We start from the raw sequence: 25,825 nt of genomic DNA on the forward strand, positions 1-25,825 counted from the left end.
GGCGACTGCCGCCCACACTCCACACGTTGAGGTCTTGCCATGACGAACAAGCACATGATGCCCAAACCCCGCGGCTGGCTCGCATCGGCTGTGCGCTGCGCCCTGCCCCTCATGCTGGCTGGCGTGGCGCTGCCCGCCGCGGCGTTCAACAAGAATGCCTATGTGGTGAACCAGTTCGACAATACCGTTTCGGTCATCGACACGCTCCGTAACGCTGTTACCGCGACCATCGCCGTCGGCAATGCGCCGCAAGGCGTGGCCGTCAGCCGCGATGGCAGCAAGGTCTACGTGACCAATACCGCCGATAACACGGTCTCCGTGATCAAGAGCGCCACGAATTCGGTGATCGCATCGATTCCGGTCGGTGGTTTCCCCACATCGGTGGTCGTCGCTCCGGACGGCCTTTCGGCTTACGTTGCCAATGCGAACGACTCCACCATCTCGGTGATCGACACGAACAGCAACACCGTCACCGGTTCGCTTCCTTCGGGCAGCCTGCCTTTTGCCGTAACGACCAGCCCCACCGGCAAGTTCCTGTACACCGCCAACTTCGGCGAAAACTCGGTTTCGGTGATCAACACCCGTACCGGTCTGACGGTGGCCACGGTGCCCGTGGGCGTGCAGCCGACGAGCGTGGATGCCGGCCCGTTTGGCGCCCGCGTGTACGCGGCCAACCAGGGTTCGAGCAACGTCTCGGTTATCGATGCATCCACGAACCAGGTTACCGACACGATCGCCACCGGCAACAGCTCCGATGCCGTGGCGGCGAGCCTGCTGGGCTCGCGCGCCTATGTGACGAACCTCGCCGATGGAACGGTGTCGGTCATCGATGCCATCCGCAAGAATGTGCTCGCGACGGTGCCGGTGGGTATCGCGCCCGATGCCGTGAACGTGAGCCTCACGCTCGGCCGAGTTTACGTGGCCAATTCCGGATCGAACTCCGTTTCCGTGATCAACCCGCTCAACAACAAGGTGATCGCCACGGTCAACGTAGGCAACTTCCCGACCGCCATCGCAACGCAGCCGGAATAACGTCGCTGCACCCGAATCGGAGGCCGCTTCGTCCAGCGCCCCCGATTCGCCATAGCGCCCACGGAGGCACTGCCCTCACGGGGCGCCACTGCCGCATCGCGGCGGCCAGTCTTCCTTGCCGTCGCGATGCCATACGAAGAACTCGCCCGAAAGCGGTTCGCCGGTGTCACGCGAGAAAAGCACCGACTTTCCCGACGGTGAAAACAAGGCACCTATTTCCGAACCGTTGACATTGACGTCGGGCCCGAGCCTTACGCGGGGCGACCAGCCGCTACCCGTACGGCGCGACTCGAAGTAGCCGCGATCGGTCGCGAGCACCATGACCGAGCCATCGGGCGACGGCAGCGCTTCGTATTCGTTTCCGGCCGTGTTCAAGGCGGCCCCGGCGTTCTCGACCGTCCATTGTCCCGACGCCTCCTGTCGCGCCCGCCAGATGTCGTTCTTCCCCAGCCCCCCTGCGCGATGGGAACCAAAGTAAAGCCATCCGTCGGCAGCCAGACGCGGAAACCACTCGGCCTCGTCCGAGTTGACCGGCGCCGGTAGCCGCACGGGTTCTGCCCAATGCCCGCTGGCATCCCGATCGACGCGCCAGATGTCCAGGTCTTTGCTGTCCATGCCACCCGTGGCTCGCGACGAGATGTAGTACAGGTGAGCGCCATCCGGCGTGAACCAGGGATCCGCTTCCAGTCCCTTGCCCGCAAAGGGAGGGACGCGAGGGGTCGACCAGTGAGTACCCTCGCAATGCGACGTGAGGAGGCGCCACCCTGCAAAACTTCGGTCGCTGCGCACGAAATACACGTCGGCGCCGTCTGGGTCGAACGCCGCATGCGATTCGAACAGATCGCTGGAGATTCCCGTCGGGCGCCAGGGCTCGACTACGCCGCTCACCGCCGCAGGAGCTGCAGGCGTCACAGCGACCGCGTCCACCTCGAGGAGGAACTCGTCGCGCACCAACCGCCGCACCTCCACCAACGTGCTGGCCGGCGGGTGGGCGGTGTCCACATACCTGTCGCGCACGATCCGCAGCGCGGGCACCTCGGCAGCGTCCTTTACGTAGAAGGTCAGTTTGACGACGTCGCGGAATGACGCATGCGCCGCCTTGAGCGCCGTGTCGATGTTGGCGAATACCTGGGCCGCCTGCGCGGCGAAATCGTCCTTGCCGACGAGTCTGCCGTCCTTGTCTAGCGCCACCTGCCCCGAGAGATAGATCGTGTTACCGGGCGGGGCCACGACCACGTGCGAGTAACCGGCGGGCCGCGCCAGACCCGGAGGATCGATGAACGTCGTTCGTTGCCCAAAGGCGGTCGGCGACAGCGCCAGGACAACGACAGCGAGCGCGACGGAGCGCACCGTGCTCCCTCCCCTTTTGCGGACCATATTTATCCCTCCCCGCTCGCGGCCACCGCGGCCGCTCACCCAAGCCTCGCACGGGATGCCTGGGGCCGCCTATACCGGAAGCCCTGCACGGCCAGCGCGCAGGCACTAGAATGCCCGCCCCGCCGCCGTCACGCCCCCAGGGCACCCCGCAATGCACATCGTCGTCAACGAAGAACTGAAGGCCTACATCGATCCGCTCACACCGGACGAATACGAAGCGCTGGAGCGCAGCCTGCTCGCCGAAGGATGTCGCGATGCCCTGGTGCTCTGGGGCGACACGCTGGTGGACGGCCACAACCGTTACGGCATCTGCCGCAAGCACGACATCCCCTTCCAGACGGTGCAGAACGAACGCTTCCAGTCGCTCGACGACGTGCACCTGTGGATGATCGAGCAGCATCTGGGCCGGCGCAGCGTCTCCGACTTCCAGCGCGGGGTGCTCGCGCTGCGCAAGCGCGAGATCCTCGCGGAGCGCCGCGCCCGTGCGGCAGCGACCGAAGGCGGCGAGGCAGCGCCGGACGTGCCGTTCGACACCACGGGCGCCCAGCCCGCGGCGTCGAAGCCCGCGCGTCCGGCCGCGACGGAATCCCGCAAGGAAATCGCTCGCGAGGCCCGGATCAGCAGCAACCAGGTCGGCATGATCGAGAAGATCCGGAAGGAAGCCGCCCCCGAGGTCGTGGCCGCCGTGAAGTCCGGCACCCTGTCCATCAGCGCCGCCGCCGCGGTCGCCAGCCTGCCGGAAGAGGAACAGAAGGCCGCGGCCAGCGCCGGCGACGCGGAGCTGAAGGAAGCGGCGAAGCGGGTCCGCGAGTCGAAGCGGAAGCCCCGCGAAAAGCCCACGGACGAAGTGAAGGCCCTGCGCGAGCAGGTGGCCGAACTGGAGGCCGAGAACCGCAATCTCCGCCGCGAGATCGACGCCCTACGCGCCCGCCTGGGCGAAGCTACGCCGGACGACGCGGACGAGGCCCTGGCGGAGTAAGGTAATGGGCGCTTTGAGCAGCCGGGAACTCGGAAGGGCCTCCGGCGATCCAAGGCCGGTACACCGGACGCGCCCTCGAGCGTTCGAAGGCCAGAACCCGGAGCGCCCCATGAAGACTTTGCTCGCCCTCGTCGCCACCTCCCTCGTCGCCACGGCCGCCGTCGCGCAGGAAAAACCCCTCAACCTGAACCTGCCGCCGAACTACGTGCCCGCCCCGGCCAGCACGGCGGCACCCGCCCCCGCCGCCGGGGCCTCGACGCAGCAAGCCGCGCCGGTAGTCACCAAGAGCGGCGAAAGCGTCGCCATCACACCTGCCCGCCCGAAAGACCCGCCCGGCACCTATTACGGCGATACCAGCGGCCGCATGGAAAACGTGGAGGTGGCCGACGACACGCCCCGGTGCGACGACGCCACCTATAACAAGCCGCAGGTGCACGGCAGCCTGACCACCGGCGTCGTCAGCGCAAGCCACGGCGGCAGCGGCAGTTACCAGGGCGGCGCGGTCAGCCTGAGCCAGGCCTTCGGCAGCTGCGAGCACCCCACGGGTGGCGTCAGCATTTCGGTCGGCGGCACCCAGGGGCACTTCGGTCGCGGGCGCTGGTAACGCCGGCACGCATGTTTGTGAAGCCGGGAATGCTCGACGAAGTCTCGGTAAGAAGGAAAGGCGGGAGTTAGCATCGGGCTGCCGTCCCGCTCGAGGCATCCCTCATGCCGCAGTCCTCCGCGCTTTCCCAAAGGGGCCAGTTCCGCCAGATGTACATGGGGCTGAAGGCTCAACACCGGCTCGAGAGCACGCCCGTCATCCTGTGCGAAGGCGACTCGTGGTTTTCCACACCGCTGGCGATGAATCTGCTCGACTGGATCGTGTCGCCCGCCCCGGAGGACGAGGAGCGCGGGGTCCCGCAGTTCGGCAATGGCGGCCTGTTTTTCCGCGTGGAACGCAGCGGCGACCAGGCCGCGCCGCAGACGGAGCGCCCCGGGCGCTCGATGTTCACGAAGAATAATGTAGACGACCTGCTGGGCTGGTTCACACGCTACGCGTTCGACGCGGTGCTGCTCAGTGCCGGGGGTAACGACTTCGTGGACACATGGCTGCATCGCGCGCTGGCCGGCCGGACAGACCTGAACGCACGCCAGGCTTTCGACGCGATCGTGGCCACTGGCCGCTACGACGAGGTGCGCGAGGCCTATGCCTATTTCGTGGGCGCCTTCCACAAGGCGCGGCCAGGCGTGCCGATCCTGGCGCATACCTACGACTACCCCCGCCTGATCGGCACAGAGGCCGCGTTGGGCCTCGGCAATCTCGGCGTGGCCGCCTTGCTGAAAAAATCGATGGGGCCTTGGATCGGACCGAACATCGAGCACGTGATCGACGGTGGTATCGAGGCATGGCGCGCATTCGCGCGCCTGCTCATCGACGGATTCGTCGAGCGCGTGCTGCACCCGCTGAAAGAGGACGCGCGATTCGGCGGCATGTTCGATTATGTGGACCTGCGCGGCAACCTCACCGCCGATGCGCAATGGCACGACGAGATGCATCCGACCGAAGCGGGCTTTCACGAGTTGGCCGTGATCTTCCGCACCGTGCTGCTCGCGAAACTACCGCCCGGCAAACGTGGAGCGGAAAACGACGATGCGATCGGCCGCCGTGGGCAGGGGGTCATCACTGCGTAACCAGTCCATCCGCGCGAAGGTGCGCGAACACGGCCCCAGGCTGACGACGCGCACGGCACGCCGCCGTGCTTCCTGCTCGATCTTTGCCGCTACGTCGCGCAGGATCGTGCCGACGAAGGGCGTGAACAGGTAGTACACCGTGACCATCGACAGGTCGGCATCGCGCGCGTCGCCCTGAACGATCGACACGTCGTCGAGCTCCAGTGCACGCACGGCGTCCATCGCGCTGTCGACGTAGGCAGGCTCTCGCTCCACGCCGATGGCTCGGGCACCGCTGAGCACGTTCACGAGAATGGGAACGTGGCCCAGGCCGGCGCCGAGATCGAGCACCACGTCATCCGCCGATATGCGGGCACGCCGCACGCCGTCCACGATATGCCGCGTAGGCGTCGGCTGGTAGAAGACCATCTCGGGCGGCGGCACCGGGCGCTCGACATGCGGTTCGCGCAGATCGAGAACACCCGCCAGCAGGTGATCCAGCACGTCGTAGTGCTGCCCCGTGGGGACGCCCACGTCCAGCCACGGTGCGAGCGCCTCGCGGCCTTCACCGCGTCGGACGGCGTCACGGATCGCAGCGAAGCCGTCGCGATCGAGTGCGTCCATCGCGTCGAGCAGGTCGGTGGCTCGCGCGTGCAACGCCGCGTCATGCTCGCCGAGCAAGAGAAGGTCGAGGCGATCGGCTGCGTCCGCGCGCCAGAGGAACGCGGAAGGTTGGCGCCAGCCCTCCTCCTGCTCGAGGAAGGACACGATCGAGGCGAGCGATTCCATGGGCGCGGATGGTACCGTGTCGGAACACCGTCGACAGGAACCCCGGATGAAACCCGCACGCCTTCCGCATGCTCCTTGCCGCCTCGCCGCCGCCGTGGCGATGTTCGTGAGCGTCCCCGCCCTCGCCACGCCGCCCCTTGCCACCCTGGTGTTCCGCGACGGCGGGCGCCCCGTGCTCAGCATCACCGACCCTCACGGGCTTGCCCTCGTGGATGAAACGCTCGGGCTGCGCACGACCGACGCCGATCTCACCAAGGGCCTGAAGCTGGTCGCCACCAGCCAGCGCCAGCTCACCGAGCGCTATCGCATGACGGTAGGCAAGCGGCTCGACCGCAACGCCAATCTTTCCGAAACGCGCTACGCGCTACAGAACGCCAAGGGCCAGAAACTCGACATCGTGGTGCGCGTGGCCAACGACGGCGTCGCCTTCCGCTACGAATTGCCCGGCGTGTCGAGCGCCACCGTCACCGGTGAGGCCACCAGCTTCACCGTGCCGGCCGCAGCGAAGGCGTGGCTGCTTCCCTACAACCCGCAGTACGAGAAGGAGCGTATCGAAACCACCGCGGGAGCCGCCGCGGCGGGCGACTTTGGCTACCCGTCGCTGTTTCGCGTCGGCGACAACTACGTGCTCGTGACCGAAGCCAATGCCGACGGCCGCTACGACGGCAGCCGGCTCACGCATGCCGCGAACAGTGGCACCTACACGCTCACGCTCGCCGACTCGCGTGTGGAGAGCACGGGCGTGACACCCTGGCGCACGGTGATCGCGGGCGACCTGGCCACGGTCACCGAGTCCACGCTAGTCGACGACCTGGCCGATCCGGCCAGGTTCGCGGACACATCCTGGGTACGGCCCGGCAAGGTGGCCTGGTCGTGGCTGAGCGAACACCAGAGTCCATCCAACGCGGAACGGCAGAAGGCGTACATCGATTTCGCGTCGCGCAACCGCATCCCTTATGTGCTCGTGGACGAAGGCTGGAGCGACAGCTGGGTGCCCGACCTCGTGCGCTACGCCAATGCGAAGCACGTCGACATCCTGCTCTGGTTCCACTGGTCGAAGCTCGACACACCGGCCAAGCGCATGGCCGAACTCACGAAGGTGAAGGGCTGGGGCGTGAAAGGCGTGAAGATCGATTTCATGGAATCGGATTCGCAAGCCCGGTACCGCTGGTACGACGCCACCCTCGCGGACACGGCGCTGCTGCACCTCATGGTGAATTTCCACGGCGCCACCATTCCGCACGGTCTGGCCCGTACGTGGCCGCACCTCATGACCATGGAAGGCGTGCGTGGCGCCGAGAACGACCCGCCCGCGGTCGGCAACACCATCCAGCCCTTCACGCGAAACGTGGTCGGCTCGATGGACTACACGCCGGTGGCCTTCGATGCCGGCCGCAAGGAGGCGTCCATCGCGCACGAAGTGGCCCTGCCCATCGTGTTCGAATCCGGATGGACCCACCTTGCCGACCGCCCGGAAGCGTACGAGAAGCGACCGCAGGCGCTCGCCTTCATCGACCAGGTGCCCACGGTGTGGGACGAGACGAAGTTGATCGCAGGCACGCCAGGCCAGGAAGCCGTGTTCGCCCGGCGCAGCGGCGACCGCTGGTTCATCGGCGCCATCGCCGCGGGGCCTGCGCGCCGCCTCACCGTTCCGCTCGCCTCGCTGGGCGTGGGCCCGTGGCATGCCGACATCGTGCGCGATGGCACGGGCCGCGGCGACGTGCTGCGCTCGGCGCAGAACGTGACCGCCGATGGGACCCTTTCCTTCGACGTGCCGGTGAACGGCGGATTCGCGGCCATCCTTTGCCCGCTGGCAAAGGGGCAGTTCGCCAACGGGTGTTACCGCTGACGAAAGGCGTCGACGATCCGGCGCCACCAGCGCCCGATGTGCGTGTGGCGGCCCGGAAACGCGCGCTCGACGGGCAGGCGCGCCATCACCTCGGTGCCGCCCGCGCTGCGCGCGGCGATGGTGACATGACCGCCCATCGCCGCCGCCCGTTCGCGCATGCCGCGCAGGCCCCAATGGCCGTCGCGGCCGTCGCGCAACGAGGCGTCGTCGATACCTCGGCCGTCGTCGCGAACGGCCAGCACCAGCTCGCAGCGATCCATGCGGAGATCGATGTCGATGCGCGTGGCATCGGCATGGGCCATGGCATTGTGCACGGCCTCTCGCGCGATCCCGAACAGTTCGTCGCGCACCAGCGCATCGAGGTCGCGCACGTCGATGTCCACATTCACCACCACCGGCACGGCGTGCTCCGCCACAAACGCGGCGGCAAGGGCTCGTAACGCCGTATCCAGGCGGGCGGATTCGCCCACGTGTGTGCGCAGATCGCGTACGCGATCGCGCGCTTCGACCAGTGCGTCGTCCGCGCGATCGAGCGCGCGCTCCATGGCATCGCGCAGAGGATCGCCCGGCGGCACCTTGTTGGCGATCGCCTGGAAGCGCATCGACAGGCCCTGGATGCTTTGCAGCAAGGTGTCGTGCAACTCCCTGGCGATGCGCTCGCGCTCGGCGTGGCGCTCCTGAAGGCGCGCGCGCATCTGCAACGCGATCCTGCGCAGGCGGAGAAGGAAGGCGACCCAGATCAGCACGGCCACAAGCGCGAGGCACACCAGGAAGAACCACGGCATCTGGTAGAAAGCGCGCGCCACGACCACCGTGATCGACGCGCCGACATCGTTGGCGACACCATCCTCGTTCGTCGCGGTCACGTGGAATACGTAGCGACCCGGCGGCGGATCCGTGTAGGTCGCCTCACGATCCTCGCCGGCATCGCGCCATCGCGTGTCCAGGCCCTCCATGCGGTAACGGAAGCGCACGCGCTCGGGCATCGTCAGACTGGTGGACGTGAACGCGATGCGCAGGCGTTCGGTGCCTGCGGGCAGATGCATCGTCGGGGCGGCGGGCCAGGTTCCCATGTCGGTGGATACCGTGCGGATGGCGACGTGCGGCGGCAGCGGATTGCGCGGCACGTCCGCGGGATCGAGCGACACGATGCCACTGGTGGTGGCGAACCAGAGACGGCCGTCGTCCGCTAGAACGGCCGTGGGCAGCGGCCGGAACTGCGCCGGTGTGCCGGGCAGGCCGTCGAGCGAGTCGAACCATTCCACCGGCGGCCGATACGAGGCGTCTTCCAGCGCGCGGGCCACGTCCTTCGCGCGAAGGTGTGCGATGCCCTGGGCGGCATTTGCCCAGACATCGCCACGCCGGTCGCGGACGAGTCCCGACACGCCACGCAGCGGTTCGCCAAGGGTGCCGATCATCTGCACCCGTGCCCCCTTGACCACGCCGAGGCCCAACTCGCCGCCCACCCACATCCTTTCTCCATCCTCGAGCAGTGCCGTGACATTGCCCACGGCCAAGCCCTGGGCGGCATCGAGGCGAGTGTCCACATCGCCCTGGCGAATCAGGATGGCGTTGCGTGCGAAGCCCATCCACAAGCGCCCGCGCCGATCTCGGGCAAGCACCAGCGGCGACGGATCGTTGGGGAACGCAGGGAGCGGATCGTGCTCCCAGCCGCCCTCGGTGAAATGGAACAGCCCGGGCCGGTTGATGGAAACCCATACGCCACCGGTGCCATCGCCGACGACCGCCTGCACGCCGGAGTAGTCGGCGTACGGCAGCGTCGCGAACGGCTCGGGAACCCCGTCGTGCAAGCGCCACAACCCGTTCGGCCCGCCCAGCCACGTGCCGCCACCGTCGCGACTTGCCGCGGTGATCGGTTGACGCAGACTCGCCAGTGTCTCGCCGGTGGCCTCCAGCCGCGTGAGCGGCCGGTTCTTCGTTCCCACCCAGACGCCGTGGCCGCGTGCCGCCACCATCGCGAAATCGGTGGCGCCCGGCAATGTGAGCGCGGGCAGGAGGCGGCTCACGCGGAAGCGGTCGAGTCCCCTGCTCCCGCCGACCCAGATGTTGCCTTCGCGGTCCTGGATCACGGCGCTGACGTAGTCGGAACTCAGCCCGTCGCGTTCCAGGAAGCGCTCGGCCTCGTGGCCTTCCGCGCCAATCTCCCTGCCTGCGAAGCGGTCCACGCGTGGCACGCGCCGGATACCGTCGCCGAGGGTCGGCATCCACAGTGCACCGTCCCGGTCGAACAAGAGCCCGGCGGAGGAGAGACGCAACACCGGGCCGGCCGCTCCGGGGTCTCCTTTCCCCGTCCATGCCGGACGAACGCCGCCGTCCGCTTCGGCCACCCAGATCGACCCGTCCGGCGCCTCGGCGATGCGGTTCACCCTGCCGACGGATCGGGTGACAACCTCGAAGCGCTTTCCTTGCGGCGGCAGCCATGCGAGCGCGTCTTCGGTGGCGACCCACAGCCGGCCTTCGCGATCCACGGAAAGATTGCGCGCGCGAGTGCCCGGCAAGCCCATCGGCTGTTGCACGAGACGCCAGCTTCCGTGCTCGAACTGCACCAGCCCGTTGAAGGTGGCGCCCCAGATCCGACCGTCCGGCGTGCCGCCGATGGCATACACCGTTCCCGGTGGAAGCCCGGCCGCGGCGGCGTAGTGCATGGCGCGATCGCCGTCGATGAAGCTGGCCACGCCATAGCGAAACCCGACCCACAGCCCGCCCGACGGCGGTGCGTACAGGGAGGCGACGCTGGATGCGGGGAAGTCGCCGCCTTCGCGCGGCCGGTAGCGCTCGAAGCGCACGCCATCGAAGCGGTACAGGCCCGTCTGGGTGCCCAGCCACAGGTAACCGTCCGAGGTCTGCGCCAGCGCCGTGACCTGCCCCGGGGCGCCTTCGCGCACCGTCCAGGCCGTATGGTAGAACTGGGCCACGTTGCGATCGCGGCCGTCCATCGCCCGCGCCACGTGCGCGAACGCCAGCCAGCCGGCCGCAAGCAGCCAGACCATCGCCCATACAGTCGTCACACGCCTCGAAGGCACGTCGCGGTCCTCGGATCGGCTGGCAAAGATAGCGCGGGACGCCGCCGATGTCCGCGAGTCAGCCCGGTCTCGTCACGCGTCGGCGGCCGCGCCGACGTGTTCCCGCTGCGCGGTCACGAAGCGATGAACGGAACGGGTGAGGCTGTCCACTTCGGCCAGGGCGGCGCGCATGTCGATGCCGGCCTCGACGATCACGGCAATGTCGTCGCACACGCGATGGCCGCCGGGGACGCCCAGGTTGCCCAACACATTGCGCAGCGCATGCACGGCTTCGGAGGCGGCGGCGACATCCTGGGAAAGGATCGCACCGCGCAGGTTTTCCAGCTGGTTTGCCGCGCTGCGCGCACACAGCTCCACAAACTCGCCGAACTCCTCCCGGCTGCTCAGCGCGCGCATGTCGTCCAGGGGCGACGGCGTGTCCGCGGGATGCCCCGTGTCCACGATCGGCTGCCAGAGGCGAGCGGCATGGTCCATGCGGCGCTCCTCCACCACGGACTCGATCACGTCGAGCAGGCGCTGCGTGGGGATCGGTTTTGTGAGGTACGCGCGGGCGCCCGCCTTGAAGGCGATACGCACGGCGTCGTGGCTCGAATCGGCGCTCAGCATCACGATCGGGGGTACGCTGCCGGAGCGACGCGCGGCCTCGATACGACCCAGCACGTCCCAGCCGGAGCTGCCGGGCATGTGCAGGTCCATGAAGATGAGGTCGAACGGTTCGCTGGCGAGGCGATCCAGCGCCTCGTCGCCGTCCGCGCTGAAGACGGTGCGGTGGCCGGCACGCTGAAGAATGCGGCCGAGAATCTCGCGGTTCGCGGCGTTGTCGTCGACGACGAGGCAGCGCTGCGAGGGAACGCGGTCGCGATGATCGTCCAGCAGATCGGTGAGCGGCATCTCCGAGGCGCTGCGCGCGCCCGCGGCGGCGCGAGGCAACGGAAACCGCCAGCTGAAGACCGAGCCGCCGATGGGGTTGTCGGCGACGTCGAGCTGGCCGCGCATCTGTTCCGACACGTTGCGCACGATGTAAAGACCGAGCCCGACACCCTCCTGGCGGCGATTTTCACCGGTGCTCAACTGGTGGAAAGGGTCGAAGATGCGGGGCTTGTCGGCATCGGCGATGCCTATGCCGGTATCGGTCACCGTGCAGACGATGGTCGGATCGCGGCCAGCGCCGCTCTCCACCAGTTCCACGCGAACGTCCACGGACCCGCCCGGCGGCGTGAACTTCAAGGCATTCGACGCGAGGTTCGACAACACCTGTTCGATGCGCCCGGGATCGCCGGTGAAGACTCCGTCCACGGACGCATCGCGCGCGAGGCTGAAGACGATACGTTTCTCCGCCGCGAACGGGCGGCACACCGCCCCGACCGTCGCCAGCACTTCGTCGAACCCGAACACCTGGTGACGCAAGGTGAAGCTGCCGCCGGCGAACGAGGCCACGTCGAGCACCGCGTTCACGCGATGCAGCAGCGCGTTGGCATTGCTGGACAGCAGCGCGACCAGTCCGCGCTGGTCGTCGTTCATCACCGATGTATCGATAAGCGAGGCGGCATGGATCACCGTGCCCAACGGGGTACGCATCTCATGGCTCATCATGGAGATGAAGCGGTGCTGGGCCTCGCGGGAGGCGATGGCTTCCGCGGATACCTCGCGCAGGGCTTCGGTCATGCGGTAGAGCGTCATCGGCAGGACGATCACCAGCCCCAGCGCGTAGAGGGCATACGCAGGCCGCGCGAGCCAGTATCCATCGGGCGCGACGATCGTGAGGATAAGCACCGAAGCCGCCACGCCGGCGGCGAAGGCCTTGCGGCTGTAGCGCACGCCCAAGGCCACGGAGAGAAACGGAAGCACCGCAGTAAGCGTGATCACCAGCATGAACGCGGTTTTCAGCAGGATCGCGACCATGACGAAGTTCGCCACACTGCCGATCGCGTCGATCGCCGTGTTCTGCCGCAGGGAACCGGCACGCACGCAGAGCATCCACACGGTGCTGAGCACGAACAGCGCAACGGCCACGGGAACGGCTCGCTGCGCCTCGATCCCCATCTTCTCCGGGCCATGCAGCCAGGCGGCGGTCCAGATGACGATGAAACCGAGGATCACCGTACGCATGAGAGCCACGCGATATTCGCTGAAACTCGCCACGATGCGATCGATACGGGGGTTGCGCAGCCGCGCGGCGACCTCACCGAGCATCACCGGTTCGGCGCGCTTGCCGCTCCCGTCGTCGATTCTCATACCGCCTGGTCCGGCTTCCCCAATAGCGGCCTAGTCTAGTAAACCTGCCGCCAGTGGCAAGTGCGGGCTCAGGTTCAGCTAAGTTGGCGCCTCCGCGACGCCCTCACGCCTTTCGCGCCGGCGCTTTCTTCGACGCGGCTTTCTTTGCCGCGGCCTTTTTCGTCGCCGTCTTCTTCGCCGGCGAACGCTTGCGGGTACCCATGTCCAGTTCGACCCACACCGGCGCATGGTCGCTGGCCTTCGGACGGTCGCGTACCCACCGGTCCACGTTCGCGTCCTTCAGTCGCTCCGCCAGCACCGGGGCCAGCAGCAGGTGGTCGATGCGGAGGCCCCGGTCGCGCGGCCAATGCTGCCTGAAGTAATCCCAGAACGTATAGATGCGCTCGTCCGGGTGTCGCTCGCGCAGCGCGTCCGTCCATCCCTGGGCGAGAAGGCGTGCATAGGCGTCCCGGCTCTCCGGCTGCAACAGCGCATCGCGGCGCCAGTGCTTCGGGTCGTAGATGTCCTCGTCGGTGGGCACCACGTTGTAATCGCCTGCCAGCACGACGGCCTGCCCCGTGTCGAGCAACCGTTGCGCGTGGCGCAGTAAGCGCTCGAACCAGGCGAGCTTGTAGTCGAACTTAGGCCCCGGCCACGGATTGCCATTCGGCAGATAGATGCAGCCGACCAGCACGCCATGCGCCATCGCCTCCAGGTAGCGACTTTGCGTGTCCTTCGCGTCCCCGGGAAGGCCGCGGCGGCTTTCGACTGGGTCCACACCCTTGGCAAGAATGGCAACGCCGTTCCACGACGTCTGGCCCGCCCACAGCGCGCCATAGCCCGCATCGTTGATCGCCCCGATGGGAAAACCCCGATCGGCGGACTTCAATTCCTGCAGGCACGCGATATCCGGTGCCTCGCGCTCCAGCCATTCCAGCAGATTGGGAAGGCGAGAGCGGATGCCGTTGACGTTGTAGGTCGCGATCTTCATTCGGGCGACTTTCCGGCAGCCCGGGTCGAGGAAGGGTGAGGAGGGCCCGAAGTCTTGGCACGAGATTTGCCTCGATCCAAATTCACGTCGCAGGAACGTCCCGGGTGGGAGGACGGCAGCCCTCAGGCAACAATTTTTTGCGAGGTGCTACGCCACGAAATTGCACGTTTTCGGCAAGGCGTCGTCTCGCCTCATTTCCCTCTAAATACCTGTGCTTGGGTGATTTTCTGCTGCATCGCAGCATACGTTCCGCACCCTCGATCGCCCGGGTGACCCACGATTTCATCCGCTGGACAACCCGCCCGACCTGCTGTAAATCTTCGATTCATTCCATTTGGATCGAGGCAAATGGATAGCTAGCGACGGAGCGCGGGGAGGGGCATCGAGGGCCCGCAGTCGTCATACCGGGCGGGGGCCCGGAGCGCACTTCCCGCGTGATCCGTCTTTTCGGGGCATCACTTTTCGGGGAAAGCATGAAAAAGCAGTTTCTCTCTCGCAGGAGCGCACTGGCACTGGCGGTCTGCGCCTGCCTGAGCGGCGTTTCGAGCGTCTACGCGCAGTCCACCACGGGTGCCATCAACGGCTCCGCCCCGGTGGCAGCCAATGAAACCGTCGTGGTTGAAAGCGGCGCCGGCTTCCGCCGCGAGGTGCAGGTCGACGAGCGCGGCCGCTACTCCCTCTCGCAGCTGCCCCTGGGCACCTACACGGTGACCCTGATGCGCGACGGCGCGGCCGTCGATTCCCGCAAGGACGTCACGCTGCGCGTCGGTGCCAGCACCGACGTGTCGTTCAACGCCGCTCCGGCCACCGCGGCTGCCGCGGAGAGCCTGGAAGGCGTGACCGTCACCGGTACGGCGCTGCCGAGCATCGACGTGACGGCGGTCGACTCGCGCACCGTCATCACGTCGGAGCAGCTGTCGAAGATTCCGCTCGGCCGCTCGGCCGAAGAGATCGCCCGCCTCGCGCCGGGCGTGGTCAACAACGGCGGCGGCTTCACCAGCGACACCGGCCGCTCCGTCGCCAGCTTCGGCGGTGCCGCGGCGAACGAGAACGCGTACTACGTCAACGGTTTCAACACCACCGATCCGCTCAACGCGCTCGGCGGCCTGCAGCTCCCCTATGGCGCGATCGACCAGCAGGAGGTCTACACCGGCGGTTACAGCGCGCAGTACGGTCGCTCCGACGGCGGCGTGATCAGCCAGGTGGGCAAGCGCGGCACGAACCAGTGGCACTTCGGCGCGCAGGTGCTCTGGGAGCCGGCCTTCGCCCGTGCCTCGGGCCCGAACCTGCATTACGCCAACACGCCGGAATCCGCACCGGCCGGCGACCTGTACCAGCCCAAGAGCCAGAACGACAAGTGGACCACCACGGTCAGCGCCTACGCCAGCGGTCCGCTCATCAAGGACAAGCTGTTCTTCTTCCTGGGTGGCGAGTTCGAGCGCCAGGGTCTGCGCGAGGTCAACAGCGTGGGCAGCAACACGCCTGCCGACACGAAGAACTACCGTAATCCGCGCTGGTACGGCAAGCTCGACTGGAACATCAACGACAGCAACATCCTCGAGCTGACGAGCGCCGGCGACAAGCGCGAAGGTTCGGGCACGCGCTATCGCTACGACTACGCCAACCTGAGCCGCACGACCCGCATCGGCGACCTCAACGACACCAAGACCGGTGGCGACCTGTGGGTGGCGAAGTACACCGGCTACATCACGGACAACCTCACCGTGAGCGCCATGTACGGCAAGATGTCGAGCAAGAACTACGACCAACCCACCGAGTACGACCCGAACCTGATTCGCGTCGACAACCCGGTGCGCCAGAATCCGGCGCTCAACGGCGGCACTCCGATCCAGAACAACCAGGTCAGCGATATCAGCTCGCCGGGTCGCGGCAACAAGTCGACCAATTTCCGCTTCGACGTCGCCTACGTGCTTGGCGATCACACGATCTCCGTCGGTATCGACAATGTACGTTCGCGCGTCGAAGACTTCGGTACGCAGAGCCCCGGTCCTGGCTACGTCTGGAGCTACGGCCATTCCGACGATCCGATGGAAGCGATCGACAACACCCCGGGCCGCAACTTCGTACCCGCGCCGGGCCTGTTCCCGAATGGCGAGCAGGGTTACTGGGTGAGCCGCAACGTGGTGAACAACCTCGTGAACGTCCGCTCCGACCAGAAGGCGCAGTACATCGAAGACAAGTGGCAGGTCAGCGATCGCTGGTTGCTCTCTCTCGGTCTGCGCAACGACCAGTTCACCGACTACAACCAGTTCGGCGAGCCGTTCATCAAGCAGACGCGTCCGCAGTGGGCGCCGCGCCTCGGTGCTTCGTGGGACGTGAACGGCGACGGCAGCTTCAAGGTCTACGCCAACGCCGGCCGCTACTACCTCGGTCTGCCGCTCAATCCCGCCACGGGTGCGGCTGCCGGTTATACCGCCACCCAGCAGTACTTCACCTACTCAGGTATCGATCCGGTCACCGGCAATCCGACCGGCCTCACCCAGTTCAGCGGCGTGGTCTCCGGTAACAACTCCTATGGCATTCCGCCCGACCCGCGCACCGTGGCCGCGAAGGACCTGAAGTCCGAAAACCAGGATGAATTCATCGTGGGCTTCGACAAGACCTTCAACGAGAACTGGAACTACGGCGTCAAGCTGACCCAGCGCAAGCTCAATGCCGTCATCGACGACTTCTGCGATCTGGACGTGGTCACCAACAAGGCCGCGGCCCTGGGTTACACGGTCGGTTCGACCAACAGCTGCTATCTCGTCAACGGCGGCCACTCGAACAAGTTCACCCTGATCGACACCGCCGGCAACCCGTTCGTCGTGCCGCTCAGCCGTGAAGAAATGGGCATGCCGAAGACGAAGCGCCGCTACCTCAGCGCCGAGTTCTACGCGGAACACCAGTTCGACGGCACCTGGTACGGCAAGTTCGACTACGTGTGGTCGCACTCGTACGGCAACACCGAAGGCCAGGCGCGTACCGACACCCGCCAGTCGGGTGCCGCCGGCAGCGTGGACTGGGATAACCACTGGGTGATGGACTACGCCAACGGCCCGCTCGGCAACGACCACACGCACGTGTTCAAGGCCTACGGTTACTGGCAGTTCGCTCCGGAATGGCAGCTGTCCGGCAACCTCCAGGCGATCTCCGGTGCACCGGAAGTCTGCCTCGGTTACTGGGGCCCGAACCAGGAAGACGTTGCGCACTACGGCAGCTCGTACCACTGGTGCGACGGCCAGCCCTCGCCCCCGGGCGACAAGGGCCGCCTGCCCTGGACCTTCCAGCTCGACCTCGGCGTGACCTACCGTCCGGAGTGGGCGGGTTCGAAGCTGGCGTTCTCCGCGAACGTCTTCAACGTGCTCAACCAGCAGCGTCCGACGTTCCGCTACCCCACCGAGTACGAAAACCGCGGTTCGCCGCATCCGATCTACCGCGTCCCGCTGTACACCCAGGACCCGCGTTACGCCCGCCTGGCCGTCAGCTACGACTTCTAAGGTCGCTTAAGAACAGCAAGATCCCTGTGTGACACTTGCGCCCCTCTGCGGGAACCGGCTCCTCCCCAGCCGCTTCCCGCAGACCGGGCGCTCTTTTTTTTTGTCAGCGCGCCTCGCCCGAGGCGGCCACGACCATCTCGATGTAGCCGAGCACGTCGGCCAGGGGAAGGTCGAAGATGCCGGCGTCGCCATTGTCGTAGGCCTGGCGCCAGACGTCGTAGCCGTCGCGCCAGTGCTCTTCGGCGTCGGCATGGCCGTCGGGTTCGAGCAGGCTGGCATCCAGGCTCGCCCGGGACACGGCAGCATGGTGCATGGCGGGTTGGATTCCGCCCGGGAGCCGGTGATTGCGCAGCTTCACGCCCAGGATCGAAACGTGGAACACCTCGCCGTCTTCCGGTTCGATGTCGATCCGGCGGATCGCCACGCGGGACGCCTCCTCACCCGGGCGGGTGCGGTAGGTCCAGGACTGGCCCACGGCATAGTCGGGCTTGCTCACCGGCGATTCTCCTCGTGCCTGCGTTCGTTCGGCCCCGCATCTTAGTCCAGCCGGGCCTTCCGGGCGGCCCGGGCCGAGATGCCTTAAACTTGCGCCCCATGAGCGCGCACCCATGGGTGCGACGCGACGCGCGAGGCAGCGCGGCCCGCGAGGCCGCTTCCCCAGCCAGCCCGAAGGCCTTCCGTGCATCGCGCGATGGCCCGTCTGTTTACGTTTTCGAGGTTCAGCAAACCATGGTGGCATTGGCGACCGAGCACGTGATCGACGTGCATCACTGGAACGACAGCCTGTTCAGCTTCCGCACCACGCGCGACCCGGGATTCCGGTTCGAGAGCGGGCATTTCGTGATGATCGGCCTGGAGGTCGATGGGCGACCGCTCATGCGGGCGTATTCCATCGCCAGCGCGCATTACGAGGAGCACCTGGAATTCTTCAGTATCAAGGTGCAGGACGGCCCGCTCACCTCGCGGCTGCAGCACCTGAAGCCCGGCGATCCCATCATCGTCAGCCGCAAGCCCACCGGCACCCTGGTGCTCAACGACCTGAAGCCGGGCAAGCGCCTTTACCTCCTCGGTACCGGCACGGGGCTGGCCCCGTTCCTCTCGATCATCCGTGACCCGGACACCTACGAGCGCTTCGACACCGTGGTGCTCGCGCACGGCGTGCGCCACGTGAACGACCTGGCCTATTCGGACTACATCGAAAACGACCTACCCAGGCATGAGTACCTCGGCGACCTCATCCGCGAGAAGCTGGTGTATTACCCGACCGTCACTCGCGAAGCGTTCCGCAACCGGGGCCGCATCACCGACGCGATCGCCGACGGCGAGCTGGCCCGCGCCACCGGCCTTCCTCCGCTCAACCCGGCCGAGGACCGCGTGATGCTCTGCGGCAGCCCCTCGATGCTGGAAGACATCTGCGTGCTGCTCGACGGCAAGGGCTTCCAGGCGTCGCCGCGCACGCGCGAGCCGGGCGATTACGTGATCGAGCGAGCGTTCGTCGAGAAATAGTCTCGCGCCCCGTCATTCCCGCCCGTCCCGTCATTCCCGCGAAAGCGGGAATCCAGCGCCCCGCCGCACGAACGAGCACGGCGTCCCAAGTCGCTTCTTCCTGGTCAGCGCCTGATGCGCCCCTGCCCTTCGTTGTCCCAGTAGCCGAAGATGCGGCGGGCGATGAGCTTGTACAGGCGCTTGCCCGTCGCGCGCCATAGCCGCGAGTGCGCCGCGGGGCGCGCCAGCATGGCGCGCTGCCGCTGCGTCAGGGCGTCGGGGACATACGTCCGCTTGTGTTTCAGCAGGTGGCGCAGGTCCTCGCGGGCGAGAAGGCGGAAAAGCGGCCCCCTGCGGCCGCGGGTCCAGGCGACCTGGAAATCCACGAGGCCGGGTGTGCCGTCGTCGCGCACCAGCCAGTTCGGTTCCTTGGCCAGGTCGTTGTGTACGATGCCGCGACGGTGCAATGCCGCCAGCAGGCGCAACGCGGCGCGGTAATACCCGGCGTTCGCCGGCTTGCCCACCTGCATGGGTTGACCTGACATGTAGCTGCGCTCCAGTACCCGCCCGTCCCACGCGAGCAGGCGCGGCACACCGTCCAGGCCCTCCAGGCGGGCGAGCGCACGGGCCTCGCGCGCGGCAGCGCGGCGGGCAAAACCGCGCGCCCACCAGCGGGCACTACCGATGTCGCGTCGGATCAGCGTCACGCCGTCCCGTTCCACGCGTTCGATGCGGCCGAGTTCGTCGGCCTTGAGCAGGGTGATGGATTCCGTGGTCGCGCTATGCACGCTTTTCCTTCATGACATTGACGCGCCGTGCCCATGACGGCAGCTACGCTAAGATGCGAACTTCGCAGGGAGAGAACGCACGATGTTGCTGCGACATATCCTGTCGCTGGCCGTGGCCGCCGCCGGGCTGACCGCTTGCCATGACGCCGACCAGGAACGCGGGGGACCGTCGCCACCGCCCGCGAGGGCCGGTGCGGACAAGGATACCCAATCGGCGAACGAAGGCCTCTACACCATGGAACTGAAGATGCCCGATCTGCCGCATGGCGCGCAGCCCCTGCGCGAGGCGATCGACCGTTACGTGGAGCGGCAGAAGCGCGATTTCCTCACCAGCCTGGATACGCCCGGTGCCCGCGCGCGGGCGCGGGAAATCCCTTGGGACCTCAATCTCGACATCGCGGTGGCCGGCCGCTCCGACCGCTTCATCAACGTGCAGGTCGACGGCTCCGCCTTCACCGGGGGCGCCCATCCCGCGCCGATCGTGGACAGTTTCACGTTCGACCTCGAAGAGCGGCGAGTGGTGGACATCGACGACCTGTTCGCCGATCCGCACGCGGCCGAGAGCGCATTCGCGACCGAGGCGCGGCGCCAGCTGCTGACGGCGCTCGACGACCAGGACGATCCGCTCGCTTCGGACAGCGAACAGATCGAGCAAGGCACCGCGCCCGGCAAGGGGCGCTACCGCGTGTTCAGCCTGCTCACGGGGCCGGATGGCAAGGTACATGGGCTCACCTTCATCTTTCCGCCGTACCAGGTGGCGTCGTACGTCGCGGGCCAGCAGGCGGTCGACGTCCCGAGCGAAGCCTTCGCCGCCTACCTGAAACCCGAATTCCGCGAGGCCTTCCGCTGATGGATGTCGCTCTGTATCTGCTTGCGGCGGCCCTGGTGGTGGGCGGCGTCGCCGGCGCCGTGCTGCCGGTGCTCCCGGGCATTCCCATGATTTTCGGCGGTATCTGGCTGGCAGCCGCCGTGGATCAGTACCGGCACCTCGGCTGGGCCTGGCTGGTGGCGATCGGCATCGTCGGCGCCGTCGGCGTCGCGCTCGATTTCGTCTCCGCGTCGCTGGGCGCGAAGCGCATCGGCGCAAGCCCACGCGCCTTGTGGGGCGCGGGCATGGGAACGATGGTCGGCATGTTCTTCGGCATCCCCGGGCTCATCGTGGGGCCGTTCGCGGGCGCCATGGCCGGTGAGCTCTGGTCGGGCACCAGCGTGCTGCGCTCCGCCCATGTGGGCGTGAGCACGTGGGTGGGCATGCTCCTGGGCACGCTCGCCAAGGTCGTCATCTCGTTTCTCATGATCGGCATGGCCGGCGTCGCCCTGCTCTTCAGCTGACCGCCATTCGGCACATTGGCGCGCTCCGCCCGCAACGGCTAGTCTCGGCTGACTCAAACGGGGAGACACGCATGTTCCGACGACTCACGCTCGCTGCCGCCGTCACGCTGGCGGTCGGCTGCCTGCACGCAGAACCCGCCACACAGCCTGCCTGGATCGCCCGCAGCAATGCCGACGCGCAGCCGCTGCTCGACGTCACCGCCCGCTTCAGCCCCGAGTCGGCCACCGATATCGGCCTGAAAGGCTTCGACGAAAAGACCGTCGACCTCGGCCCGGACGTGGACAAGCGCCAGCGCGCCGCCCTTGTCGGAGTGCGCGAAACGGTGAAGAAGCGGCTCGCCGAAGAGAAAGACCCCAACGTCAAGCAGGACCTTCAGATCCTTCTCAAGCAGATCGACGGCAGCATCAAGGGCATCGACCTCAACGACAAATACCTGTTGCCCTGGTTCGATGCCGGACAGATCGTCTTCAGCGGCGAGTTCTCGCTGCTGAACGCCGAGAGCAAACCCGAGCAGAACAAGGCCGCGCTGGGTCGCCTGAAGTGCTACGTGGGTATGGCGCCGGGTTGCACGCCCCTCGTGGACCAGGCAAAAGCCCGCACCACCGAAAAGCTGGGCGACAAGTCGTTGCTGGGGCCCGTGAAAGCCGACGTAGAGCAGAAGCTGGGCAACACACAGCGCTATGTCGACGGCATCCGCAAGCTGTTCGCGGAGAAGAAGATCGCCGGCACCGAAGAGGCCATGGCGAAGCTGGACCAGCAACTCAAGGATTACAACGCCTGGGTGAAGAAGACCGTGCTGCCGCGTGCGCGTACGGACTTCCGCCTTCCCGAACCGCTGTATGCGTACAACCTCGAACAGGTGGGCCTGGACATCTCGCCCCGCGAGCTGATCGAGCGGGCACAGCTGGAATTCATGGAAACCACCTACGCGATGCAGATGCTTGCCCCCGTCGTGGCCAAGGCGGAAGGTCTGCCCGACGGCGATTATCGCGACGTGCTCAAGGCGCTGAAGAAAAAGCAGCTGGCGAAAGACAAGGTGGAACCCACCTATCACGCGGTGATCCGCAAGATCGAGGACATCATCCGCCGCGAGCGCATCGTCGAACTGCCGAAGCGGGAGATGGCGATGCGCCTTGCTTCGGAGGCGGAGAACGCCCGCACGCCGGCACCGCACATGGATCCTCCGCCGTTCGTCGGCAACACCGGCCAGCGCGGCACCTTCGTGCTCACCACGGGCAATCCGCCGGCCGACGGCGACAAGACGCAGATGTACGACGACTTCACCTTCGAAGCCGCGGCATGGACGCTCACCGCGCACGAAGGCCGGCCGGGCCACGAGTTGCAGTTCGCGGCGATGGTGGAACAGGGCGTGTCGCTCACGCGTAGCCTGTTCGCCTTCAACAGCGTGAACGTGGAGGGCTGGGCACTGTATGCCGAAGCCGAAATGCTGCCCTACGAGCCGCCCGCGGGCCAGTTCATCGCCTTGCAGTTCCGCCTCTTGCGTGCGGCCCGCGCGTTCCTCGACCCGATGCTCAACCTCGGCATGGTCACGCGCGAGCGGGCGCACGACATCCTTGTGCACGACGTCGGACTCTCGGAACCCATGGCCCGCCAGGAACTGGACCGCTACACCCTGAACTCGCCCGGCCAGGCCACGGCGTATTTCTACGGCTACACGCGCATCCTTCAGCTGCGCGCGGAAACCCAGACCCGACTGGGCGACAAGTTCGACCGCAAAGCCTTCAACGACTTCCTGATCGCCCAGGGGCTGCTGCCGCCGGATCTGCTCACGGAAGCGGTGCGCACGCGGTTCATTCCGTCGCAGGAGAAGAAGTAGCAGCTGCCATCTGTGGGAGCCGCTTTAGCGGCGATGGGTGCTCGCGAGCGTGCCCGCTGCCGCGGGATCGCCGGCGAAGCCGGCTCCCACAGTCGATAGTGTCCCTTGCCGATCTATGGAGGCTCAGTGCCCCGACGCGTTCGGAATCACATAGAGCAGCACCGCCAGGTAATGCAGCACACTGCCGGCGAGCACGAAGAAATGCCAGATGGCATGGTGGTAAGGCAGTTTCCGCGCCATGTAGAAGGGCACGCCCGCCGTGTACGCCACGCCGCCGCCGAACAGCAGCGCGAGGCCGCCGGCGGGCACGTTGTCGCGCAACGGTTCGATGGCGATCACGGCCACCCAGCCCATCGCCACGTACATGGCCACCGCTGCCTTGCGGTAGCGCTTGAGCAGGCCAAGCTCCGCCGCGCTGCCGAGAATCGCCAGGAGCCAGATGGTACCGAACAGACCCCAGCCCCACGCACCTGGAAGGGCCAGCAGGGTGAATGGTGTGTAGGTGCCGGCAATGAGCAGGAAAATGGCGATGTGGTCGAGCGTGCGCAGGATGCGCTTCGGCATGTCGCCGGGGATCGAGTGATAAAGCGTCGAGGCGGTATAGAGCAGGATCAGCGTGGTGCCGAAGACGGAACTGGCCACCACTGCGCGCGCACCGCCGTACATGGCCGAAAACGCCACGAGCACGGCCAGTCCGGCGATGCTGAGCACGAGACCGATGCCGTGGATCACGCTGCTGGCGACTTCCTCACCCAAGGGATAGCGCGGCGTGCTGTCGAGAACCATGGTTGCTTTTTTCCTGTGGCCTGATCACGAAGGTTAGCCCAAGGTGGCCGCCCATGGCGGCTTCGAAGGCGCAACGCGACCATTGACCGCCCCCTGTCCGGCGTTGTTCCATGGGCCATGCTTCTCGAACTCCTCGTGCATATCGGCCGCCTCCCGCCCCAGGGCGCGGGCCTGCGTGCCGCGCTGGCCATGGCCACCCGGCTGGGTGCCCGGCTCGACGCCCTGCACGTGATCGACCTTCCCGCAGCCGCCTACACCGTGCCCGAAGCGGTGCCCATGCAATTGGATGCGGTTCGCCAGCGTGCGAGCGACGCCAAGGCGGTGGCGACCGACTGGGCAGCCCTGCTCGCGTCGCGGCACCTGGAAGGCAAGTGGCGGGTCGGCAATGGCGACACGGTGTCGCTGCTCGCGCATGCATCGGCGGGATACGATCTCGTGGTCATGGAACGCTCCTCGACGATGCGCGGCGATGCGCCCGTCGGCTTCGGCATCGTGTCGCGCACCGTGTTCGCGTCGAGCCGCGGCGTGCTGGTGGTGCCGGAAGCCGCCCCCGTCGACACCCTGGGGGAGCACGTGCTGGTGGCCTGGAGCGGCAGCAGGGAGTCCGCCCTGGCCGTACGATCGTCGCTGCCGTTGTTGCGCAAGGCAGCGCGGGTCACGGTCATCGACGGCAGCCGCGACGAGGACGTCGGCACCTGTGCCCTTCCCGACACCGACATCTGCGGCTGGCTCGACTCTCACGGCGTGAAGGCCGACGTTCGCCGCCTCGACGAGAAAGCACTTTCCGCACCCGGTCCCGCGCTGCTCGACACCGCGCATGCCGAGGGTGCGGACCTCATCGTCATGGGCGCCTGGGGGCGCTCGCGCCTTTCCGAGATGGTCCTGGGCGGCACCACACGCTTCCTCTTCATGCAATCCGACGTGCCCATGCTCGTGGCGCATTGAGCCGCGCGCCGGTTCCCGCCACGAGGCGCTTGTGCGGAACATCCGCCCTCGCCTAACCTGACTCCGGACCCGAACACGATCCCCGCCGGTCCCCACCGGCCGTGTTCCCGACCGCGCATCACCTTCCCCCACGTTGCAGGAGGTGGCTCATGTCGTTCGCTCGTCCGCAGTCCGTCGCCGGAGTTCATCCGGATACCGTCCGAATCGTCGCCATGAGCGCGGCGATCGCCCTCAACGCCGCCGCGCTTCTTGCCGCGCTGCGCCCGATCGCCGCCACGCTGTCGGTGGCGCAGCCCTCTCCGCCCACCTTGCGCCTGGTGGAGCACCCGGCCGAACCGAAGGCCATTCCGCCGCCGCCCATCCTGCTCAAGCCGTTACCTGCGCGGCCCGTTCCCACGAAGCCCGTCGTCAAACCGATACCGGAGAGCCTTCCGCGCCCGGCCGCGGAGGTACCCGTCGATGAGGGAACGGCGCCCCTCACCTCACCCGTCCCCGTCAAAGCCACGCCGTCCGCCGAGCCGGCCGCGCCGGTCGAAGCGACGCTTGCCTACGTGGCGGCCCCGCCGCCCGCCTATCCGCGCATGGCGATCGCCGCGCACATGGAAGGCACCGTGACGCTGCGCGTGCTGGTGGACGAAGGGGGCAAACCCCTGGAAGTGGTCGTCGAGGGAAGCAGCGGCCACGCCGTGCTGGACAAAGCAGCGCGGGAACAGGTGCTGGCCCATTGGCGGTTCCAGCCGGCCACCGCGGGCGGCAAACCGGTGCGCGCCTGGGCACGCATCCCGGTCAGTTTCGACCTAAGAAAGATCTGACCGTCGTTGGGAAAGCGCGCCGCCGCGGATGCGGTGGCCTGAGGAGCACCTTGCGCAGCGGCGCGCTTCCCCGTGTGCTCCATTCGTCAGCGCGGCATCACCACGACGTCCGGCTTGCGGTTGGCCCGGGCCACGGCCCAGACCAACAGGGCCAGGAGGCCTACCGGCAGGAGGACGGGAAGCAACGCCAACGCGACCACCGGCGCCACCGCCAGCATCACCACGCCGCCGATCACGGCGCCGATAAGGGTGCCGACGAGGCTGAACACCCCGCCGATGATGCCGAATGCGAGCTTCAACACCATGCCGATAAAAGCGAAGACGAGCCAGAAGCCGACGGCGAGGACGACGAGCGAGGTAAGAAAGAACATGGCAGGGCACTCCGTGGTCGGAACGGCCGCCCGGGGGCGG

At 67.1% G+C, this 25,825-nt stretch carries 21 protein-coding genes; 12 read left to right on the forward strand and 9 right to left on the reverse strand.

Annotated features, from left to right (window positions below; translation table 11 throughout):
• Positions 1-39 precede the first annotated feature (39 nt).
• The gene (locus HBF26_RS05135) at positions 40-1,032 is read left to right on the forward strand and encodes a YVTN family beta-propeller repeat protein (protein WP_167123752.1); all 993 of its coding nucleotides are present in this window, start codon (positions 40-42) and stop codon (positions 1,030-1,032) included.
• 75 nt (positions 1,033-1,107) lie between these two features.
• Here HBF26_RS05135 and HBF26_RS05140 read toward each other — a convergent pair whose 3' ends face one another.
• Positions 1,108-2,382, reverse strand: a complete 1,275-nt coding sequence (locus HBF26_RS05140) for a Rid family hydrolase (protein ID WP_338039630.1) — start codon at positions 2,380-2,382, stop codon at positions 1,108-1,110.
• Between the two features lie 178 nt (positions 2,383-2,560).
• Here HBF26_RS05140 and HBF26_RS05145 point away from each other — a divergent pair, with 178 nt between their 5' ends.
• From HBF26_RS05145 to HBF26_RS05155, 3 genes are all read left to right on the forward strand, one after another.
• The gene (locus HBF26_RS05145) at positions 2,561-3,388 is read left to right on the forward strand and encodes a ParB N-terminal domain-containing protein (RefSeq protein ID WP_167123756.1); all 828 of its coding nucleotides are present in this window, start codon (positions 2,561-2,563) and stop codon (positions 3,386-3,388) included.
• Between the two features lie 109 nt (positions 3,389-3,497).
• Positions 3,498-3,992 carry a hypothetical protein gene (locus tag HBF26_RS05150; RefSeq protein WP_167123758.1) on the forward strand — a complete coding sequence of 165 codons (495 nt, stop codon included), beginning with the start codon at positions 3,498-3,500 and terminating at the stop codon, positions 3,990-3,992.
• Positions 3,993-4,096: 104 nt separating this feature from the next.
• Positions 4,097-5,062: a hypothetical protein gene (locus HBF26_RS05155; RefSeq protein WP_167123761.1), complete on the forward strand. Its 966-nt coding sequence runs from the start codon at positions 4,097-4,099 to the stop codon at positions 5,060-5,062.
• On the opposite strand, the gene HBF26_RS05160 is transcribed toward HBF26_RS05155, so the two are convergent.
• Positions 4,988-5,830: a class I SAM-dependent methyltransferase gene (locus tag HBF26_RS05160; protein WP_167123763.1), complete on the reverse strand. Its 843-nt coding sequence runs from the start codon at positions 5,828-5,830 to the stop codon at positions 4,988-4,990. The genes HBF26_RS05155 and HBF26_RS05160 overlap by 75 nt on opposite strands.
• 46 nt (positions 5,831-5,876) lie before the next feature.
• Between HBF26_RS05160 and HBF26_RS05165 the strand changes: the two genes are divergently transcribed.
• Positions 5,877-7,679, forward strand: coding sequence for a glycoside hydrolase family 97 protein (locus HBF26_RS05165; protein ID WP_167123765.1), 1,803 nt, complete (start codon positions 5,877-5,879; stop codon positions 7,677-7,679).
• Here the strand turns inward: HBF26_RS05165 and HBF26_RS05170 are convergent.
• The 3 genes from HBF26_RS05170 to xth all read right to left on the reverse strand — a co-directional run bounded on the left by HBF26_RS05170 (position 7,670) and on the right by xth (position 13,928).
• On the reverse strand, positions 7,670-10,723 hold the full coding sequence (locus HBF26_RS05170) for a two-component regulator propeller domain-containing protein (RefSeq protein WP_167123767.1): 3,054 nt from the start codon (positions 10,721-10,723) through the stop codon (positions 7,670-7,672). The genes HBF26_RS05165 and HBF26_RS05170 overlap by 10 nt on opposite strands.
• Positions 10,724-10,795: 72 nt before the next feature.
• Positions 10,796-12,958, reverse strand: coding sequence for an ATP-binding protein (locus HBF26_RS05175; protein WP_167123769.1), 2,163 nt, complete (start codon positions 12,956-12,958; stop codon positions 10,796-10,798).
• A gap of 103 nt (positions 12,959-13,061) precedes the next feature.
• Positions 13,062-13,928 (reverse strand): exodeoxyribonuclease III, encoded by an 867-nt coding sequence (xth, locus tag HBF26_RS05180; protein ID WP_167123772.1) that lies wholly within the window; start codon positions 13,926-13,928, stop codon positions 13,062-13,064.
• Between the two features lie 473 nt (positions 13,929-14,401).
• Here xth and HBF26_RS05185 point away from each other — a divergent pair, with 473 nt between their 5' ends.
• Positions 14,402-17,428, forward strand: a complete 3,027-nt coding sequence (locus tag HBF26_RS05185) for a TonB-dependent receptor (protein ID WP_167123774.1) — start codon at positions 14,402-14,404, stop codon at positions 17,426-17,428.
• Between the two features lie 103 nt (positions 17,429-17,531).
• Here the strand turns inward: HBF26_RS05185 and HBF26_RS05190 are convergent, their stop codons facing one another.
• Positions 17,532-17,924, reverse strand: coding sequence for a hypothetical protein (locus tag HBF26_RS05190; protein WP_167123776.1), 393 nt, complete (start codon positions 17,922-17,924; stop codon positions 17,532-17,534).
• A gap of 233 nt (positions 17,925-18,157) precedes the next feature.
• On the opposite strand from HBF26_RS05190, the gene HBF26_RS05195 reads away from it, so the two are divergent.
• Positions 18,158-18,934, forward strand: a complete 777-nt coding sequence (locus tag HBF26_RS05195) for a ferredoxin--NADP reductase (RefSeq protein ID WP_167123778.1) — start codon at positions 18,158-18,160, stop codon at positions 18,932-18,934.
• 104 nt (positions 18,935-19,038) lie between these two features.
• Here the strand turns inward: HBF26_RS05195 and HBF26_RS05200 are convergent, their stop codons facing one another.
• The gene (locus HBF26_RS05200; protein WP_338039631.1) at positions 19,039-19,701 is read right to left on the reverse strand and encodes an RIO1 family regulatory kinase/ATPase domain-containing protein; all 663 of its coding nucleotides are present in this window, start codon (positions 19,699-19,701) and stop codon (positions 19,039-19,041) included.
• Positions 19,702-19,783: 82 nt separating this feature from the next.
• Between HBF26_RS05200 and HBF26_RS05205 the strand changes: the two genes are divergently transcribed.
• The 3 genes from HBF26_RS05205 (at position 19,784) to HBF26_RS05215 (ending at position 22,871) form a co-directional block, all read left to right on the forward strand.
• Positions 19,784-20,551 carry a PdaC/RsiV family protein gene (locus HBF26_RS05205; protein WP_167123780.1) on the forward strand — a complete coding sequence of 256 codons (768 nt, stop codon included), beginning with the start codon at positions 19,784-19,786 and terminating at the stop codon, positions 20,549-20,551.
• Entirely contained in the window at positions 20,551-21,033 is a 483-nt protein-coding gene (locus HBF26_RS05210; protein WP_167123782.1) for a DUF456 domain-containing protein, read from the forward strand. The genes HBF26_RS05205 and HBF26_RS05210 overlap by 1 nt, the downstream gene beginning before the upstream one ends.
• 71 nt (positions 21,034-21,104) lie before the next feature.
• The gene (locus tag HBF26_RS05215) at positions 21,105-22,871 is read left to right on the forward strand and encodes a DUF885 domain-containing protein (RefSeq protein ID WP_167123785.1); all 1,767 of its coding nucleotides are present in this window, start codon (positions 21,105-21,107) and stop codon (positions 22,869-22,871) included.
• 123 nt (positions 22,872-22,994) lie between these two features.
• On the opposite strand, the gene trhA is transcribed toward HBF26_RS05215, so the two are convergent.
• Positions 22,995-23,657, reverse strand: a complete 663-nt coding sequence (gene trhA, locus HBF26_RS05220) for a PAQR family membrane homeostasis protein TrhA (RefSeq protein ID WP_167123787.1) — start codon at positions 23,655-23,657, stop codon at positions 22,995-22,997.
• Positions 23,658-23,774: 117 nt separating this feature from the next.
• Here trhA and HBF26_RS05225 point away from each other — a divergent pair, with 117 nt between their 5' ends.
• Together HBF26_RS05225 and HBF26_RS05230 are read left to right on the forward strand one after the other, a co-directional pair.
• Positions 23,775-24,602, forward strand: coding sequence for a universal stress protein (locus HBF26_RS05225; RefSeq protein WP_167123789.1), 828 nt, complete (start codon positions 23,775-23,777; stop codon positions 24,600-24,602).
• 149 nt (positions 24,603-24,751) lie between these two features.
• Positions 24,752-25,414 carry an energy transducer TonB gene (locus tag HBF26_RS05230; RefSeq protein ID WP_167123791.1) on the forward strand — a complete coding sequence of 221 codons (663 nt, stop codon included), beginning with the start codon at positions 24,752-24,754 and terminating at the stop codon, positions 25,412-25,414.
• An 86-nt stretch (positions 25,415-25,500) separates the two neighbouring features.
• Here the strand turns inward: HBF26_RS05230 and HBF26_RS05235 are convergent, their stop codons facing one another.
• Positions 25,501-25,785, reverse strand: a complete 285-nt coding sequence (locus HBF26_RS05235) for a hypothetical protein (protein ID WP_167123793.1) — start codon at positions 25,783-25,785, stop codon at positions 25,501-25,503.
• Positions 25,786-25,825 lie beyond the last annotated feature (40 nt).

The sequence above is a fragment of the Luteibacter jiangsuensis genome (genome assembly GCF_011742555.1).
In the GTDB taxonomy this organism is placed as follows: Bacteria; Pseudomonadota; Gammaproteobacteria; order Xanthomonadales; family Rhodanobacteraceae; genus Luteibacter; species Luteibacter jiangsuensis.

Bases quoted from the DNA above. Each gene is read 5' to 3' on its own strand.
- HBF26_RS05135 (WP_167123752.1), top strand. From the start codon at position 40: ATGACGAACAAGCACATGATGCCCAAACCCCGCGGCTGGCTCGCATCG.
- HBF26_RS05145 (WP_167123756.1), top strand. From the start codon at position 2,561: ATGCACATCGTCGTCAACGAAGAACTGAAGGCCTACATCGATCCGCTC.
- HBF26_RS05150 (WP_167123758.1), top strand. From the start codon at position 3,498: ATGAAGACTTTGCTCGCCCTCGTCGCCACCTCCCTCGTCGCCACGGCC.
- HBF26_RS05155 (WP_167123761.1), top strand. From the start codon at position 4,097: ATGCCGCAGTCCTCCGCGCTTTCCCAAAGGGGCCAGTTCCGCCAGATG.
- HBF26_RS05160 (WP_167123763.1), bottom strand. From the start codon at position 5,830: ATGGAATCGCTCGCCTCGATCGTGTCCTTCCTCGAGCAGGAGGAGGGC.
- HBF26_RS05165 (WP_167123765.1), top strand. From the start codon at position 5,877: ATGAAACCCGCACGCCTTCCGCATGCTCCTTGCCGCCTCGCCGCCGCC.
- HBF26_RS05175 (WP_167123769.1), bottom strand. From the start codon at position 12,958: ATGAGAATCGACGACGGGAGCGGCAAGCGCGCCGAACCGGTGATGCTC.
- xth (WP_167123772.1), bottom strand. From the start codon at position 13,928: ATGAAGATCGCGACCTACAACGTCAACGGCATCCGCTCTCGCCTTCCC.
- HBF26_RS05185 (WP_167123774.1), top strand. From the start codon at position 14,402: ATGAAAAAGCAGTTTCTCTCTCGCAGGAGCGCACTGGCACTGGCGGTC.
- HBF26_RS05195 (WP_167123778.1), top strand. From the start codon at position 18,158: ATGGTGGCATTGGCGACCGAGCACGTGATCGACGTGCATCACTGGAAC.
- HBF26_RS05205 (WP_167123780.1), top strand. From the start codon at position 19,784: ATGTTGCTGCGACATATCCTGTCGCTGGCCGTGGCCGCCGCCGGGCTG.
- HBF26_RS05210 (WP_167123782.1), top strand. From the start codon at position 20,551: ATGGATGTCGCTCTGTATCTGCTTGCGGCGGCCCTGGTGGTGGGCGGC.
- HBF26_RS05215 (WP_167123785.1), top strand. From the start codon at position 21,105: ATGTTCCGACGACTCACGCTCGCTGCCGCCGTCACGCTGGCGGTCGGC.
- trhA (WP_167123787.1), bottom strand. From the start codon at position 23,657: ATGGTTCTCGACAGCACGCCGCGCTATCCCTTGGGTGAGGAAGTCGCC.
- HBF26_RS05225 (WP_167123789.1), top strand. From the start codon at position 23,775: ATGCTTCTCGAACTCCTCGTGCATATCGGCCGCCTCCCGCCCCAGGGC.
- HBF26_RS05230 (WP_167123791.1), top strand. From the start codon at position 24,752: ATGTCGTTCGCTCGTCCGCAGTCCGTCGCCGGAGTTCATCCGGATACC.
- HBF26_RS05235 (WP_167123793.1), bottom strand. From the start codon at position 25,785: ATGTTCTTTCTTACCTCGCTCGTCGTCCTCGCCGTCGGCTTCTGGCTC.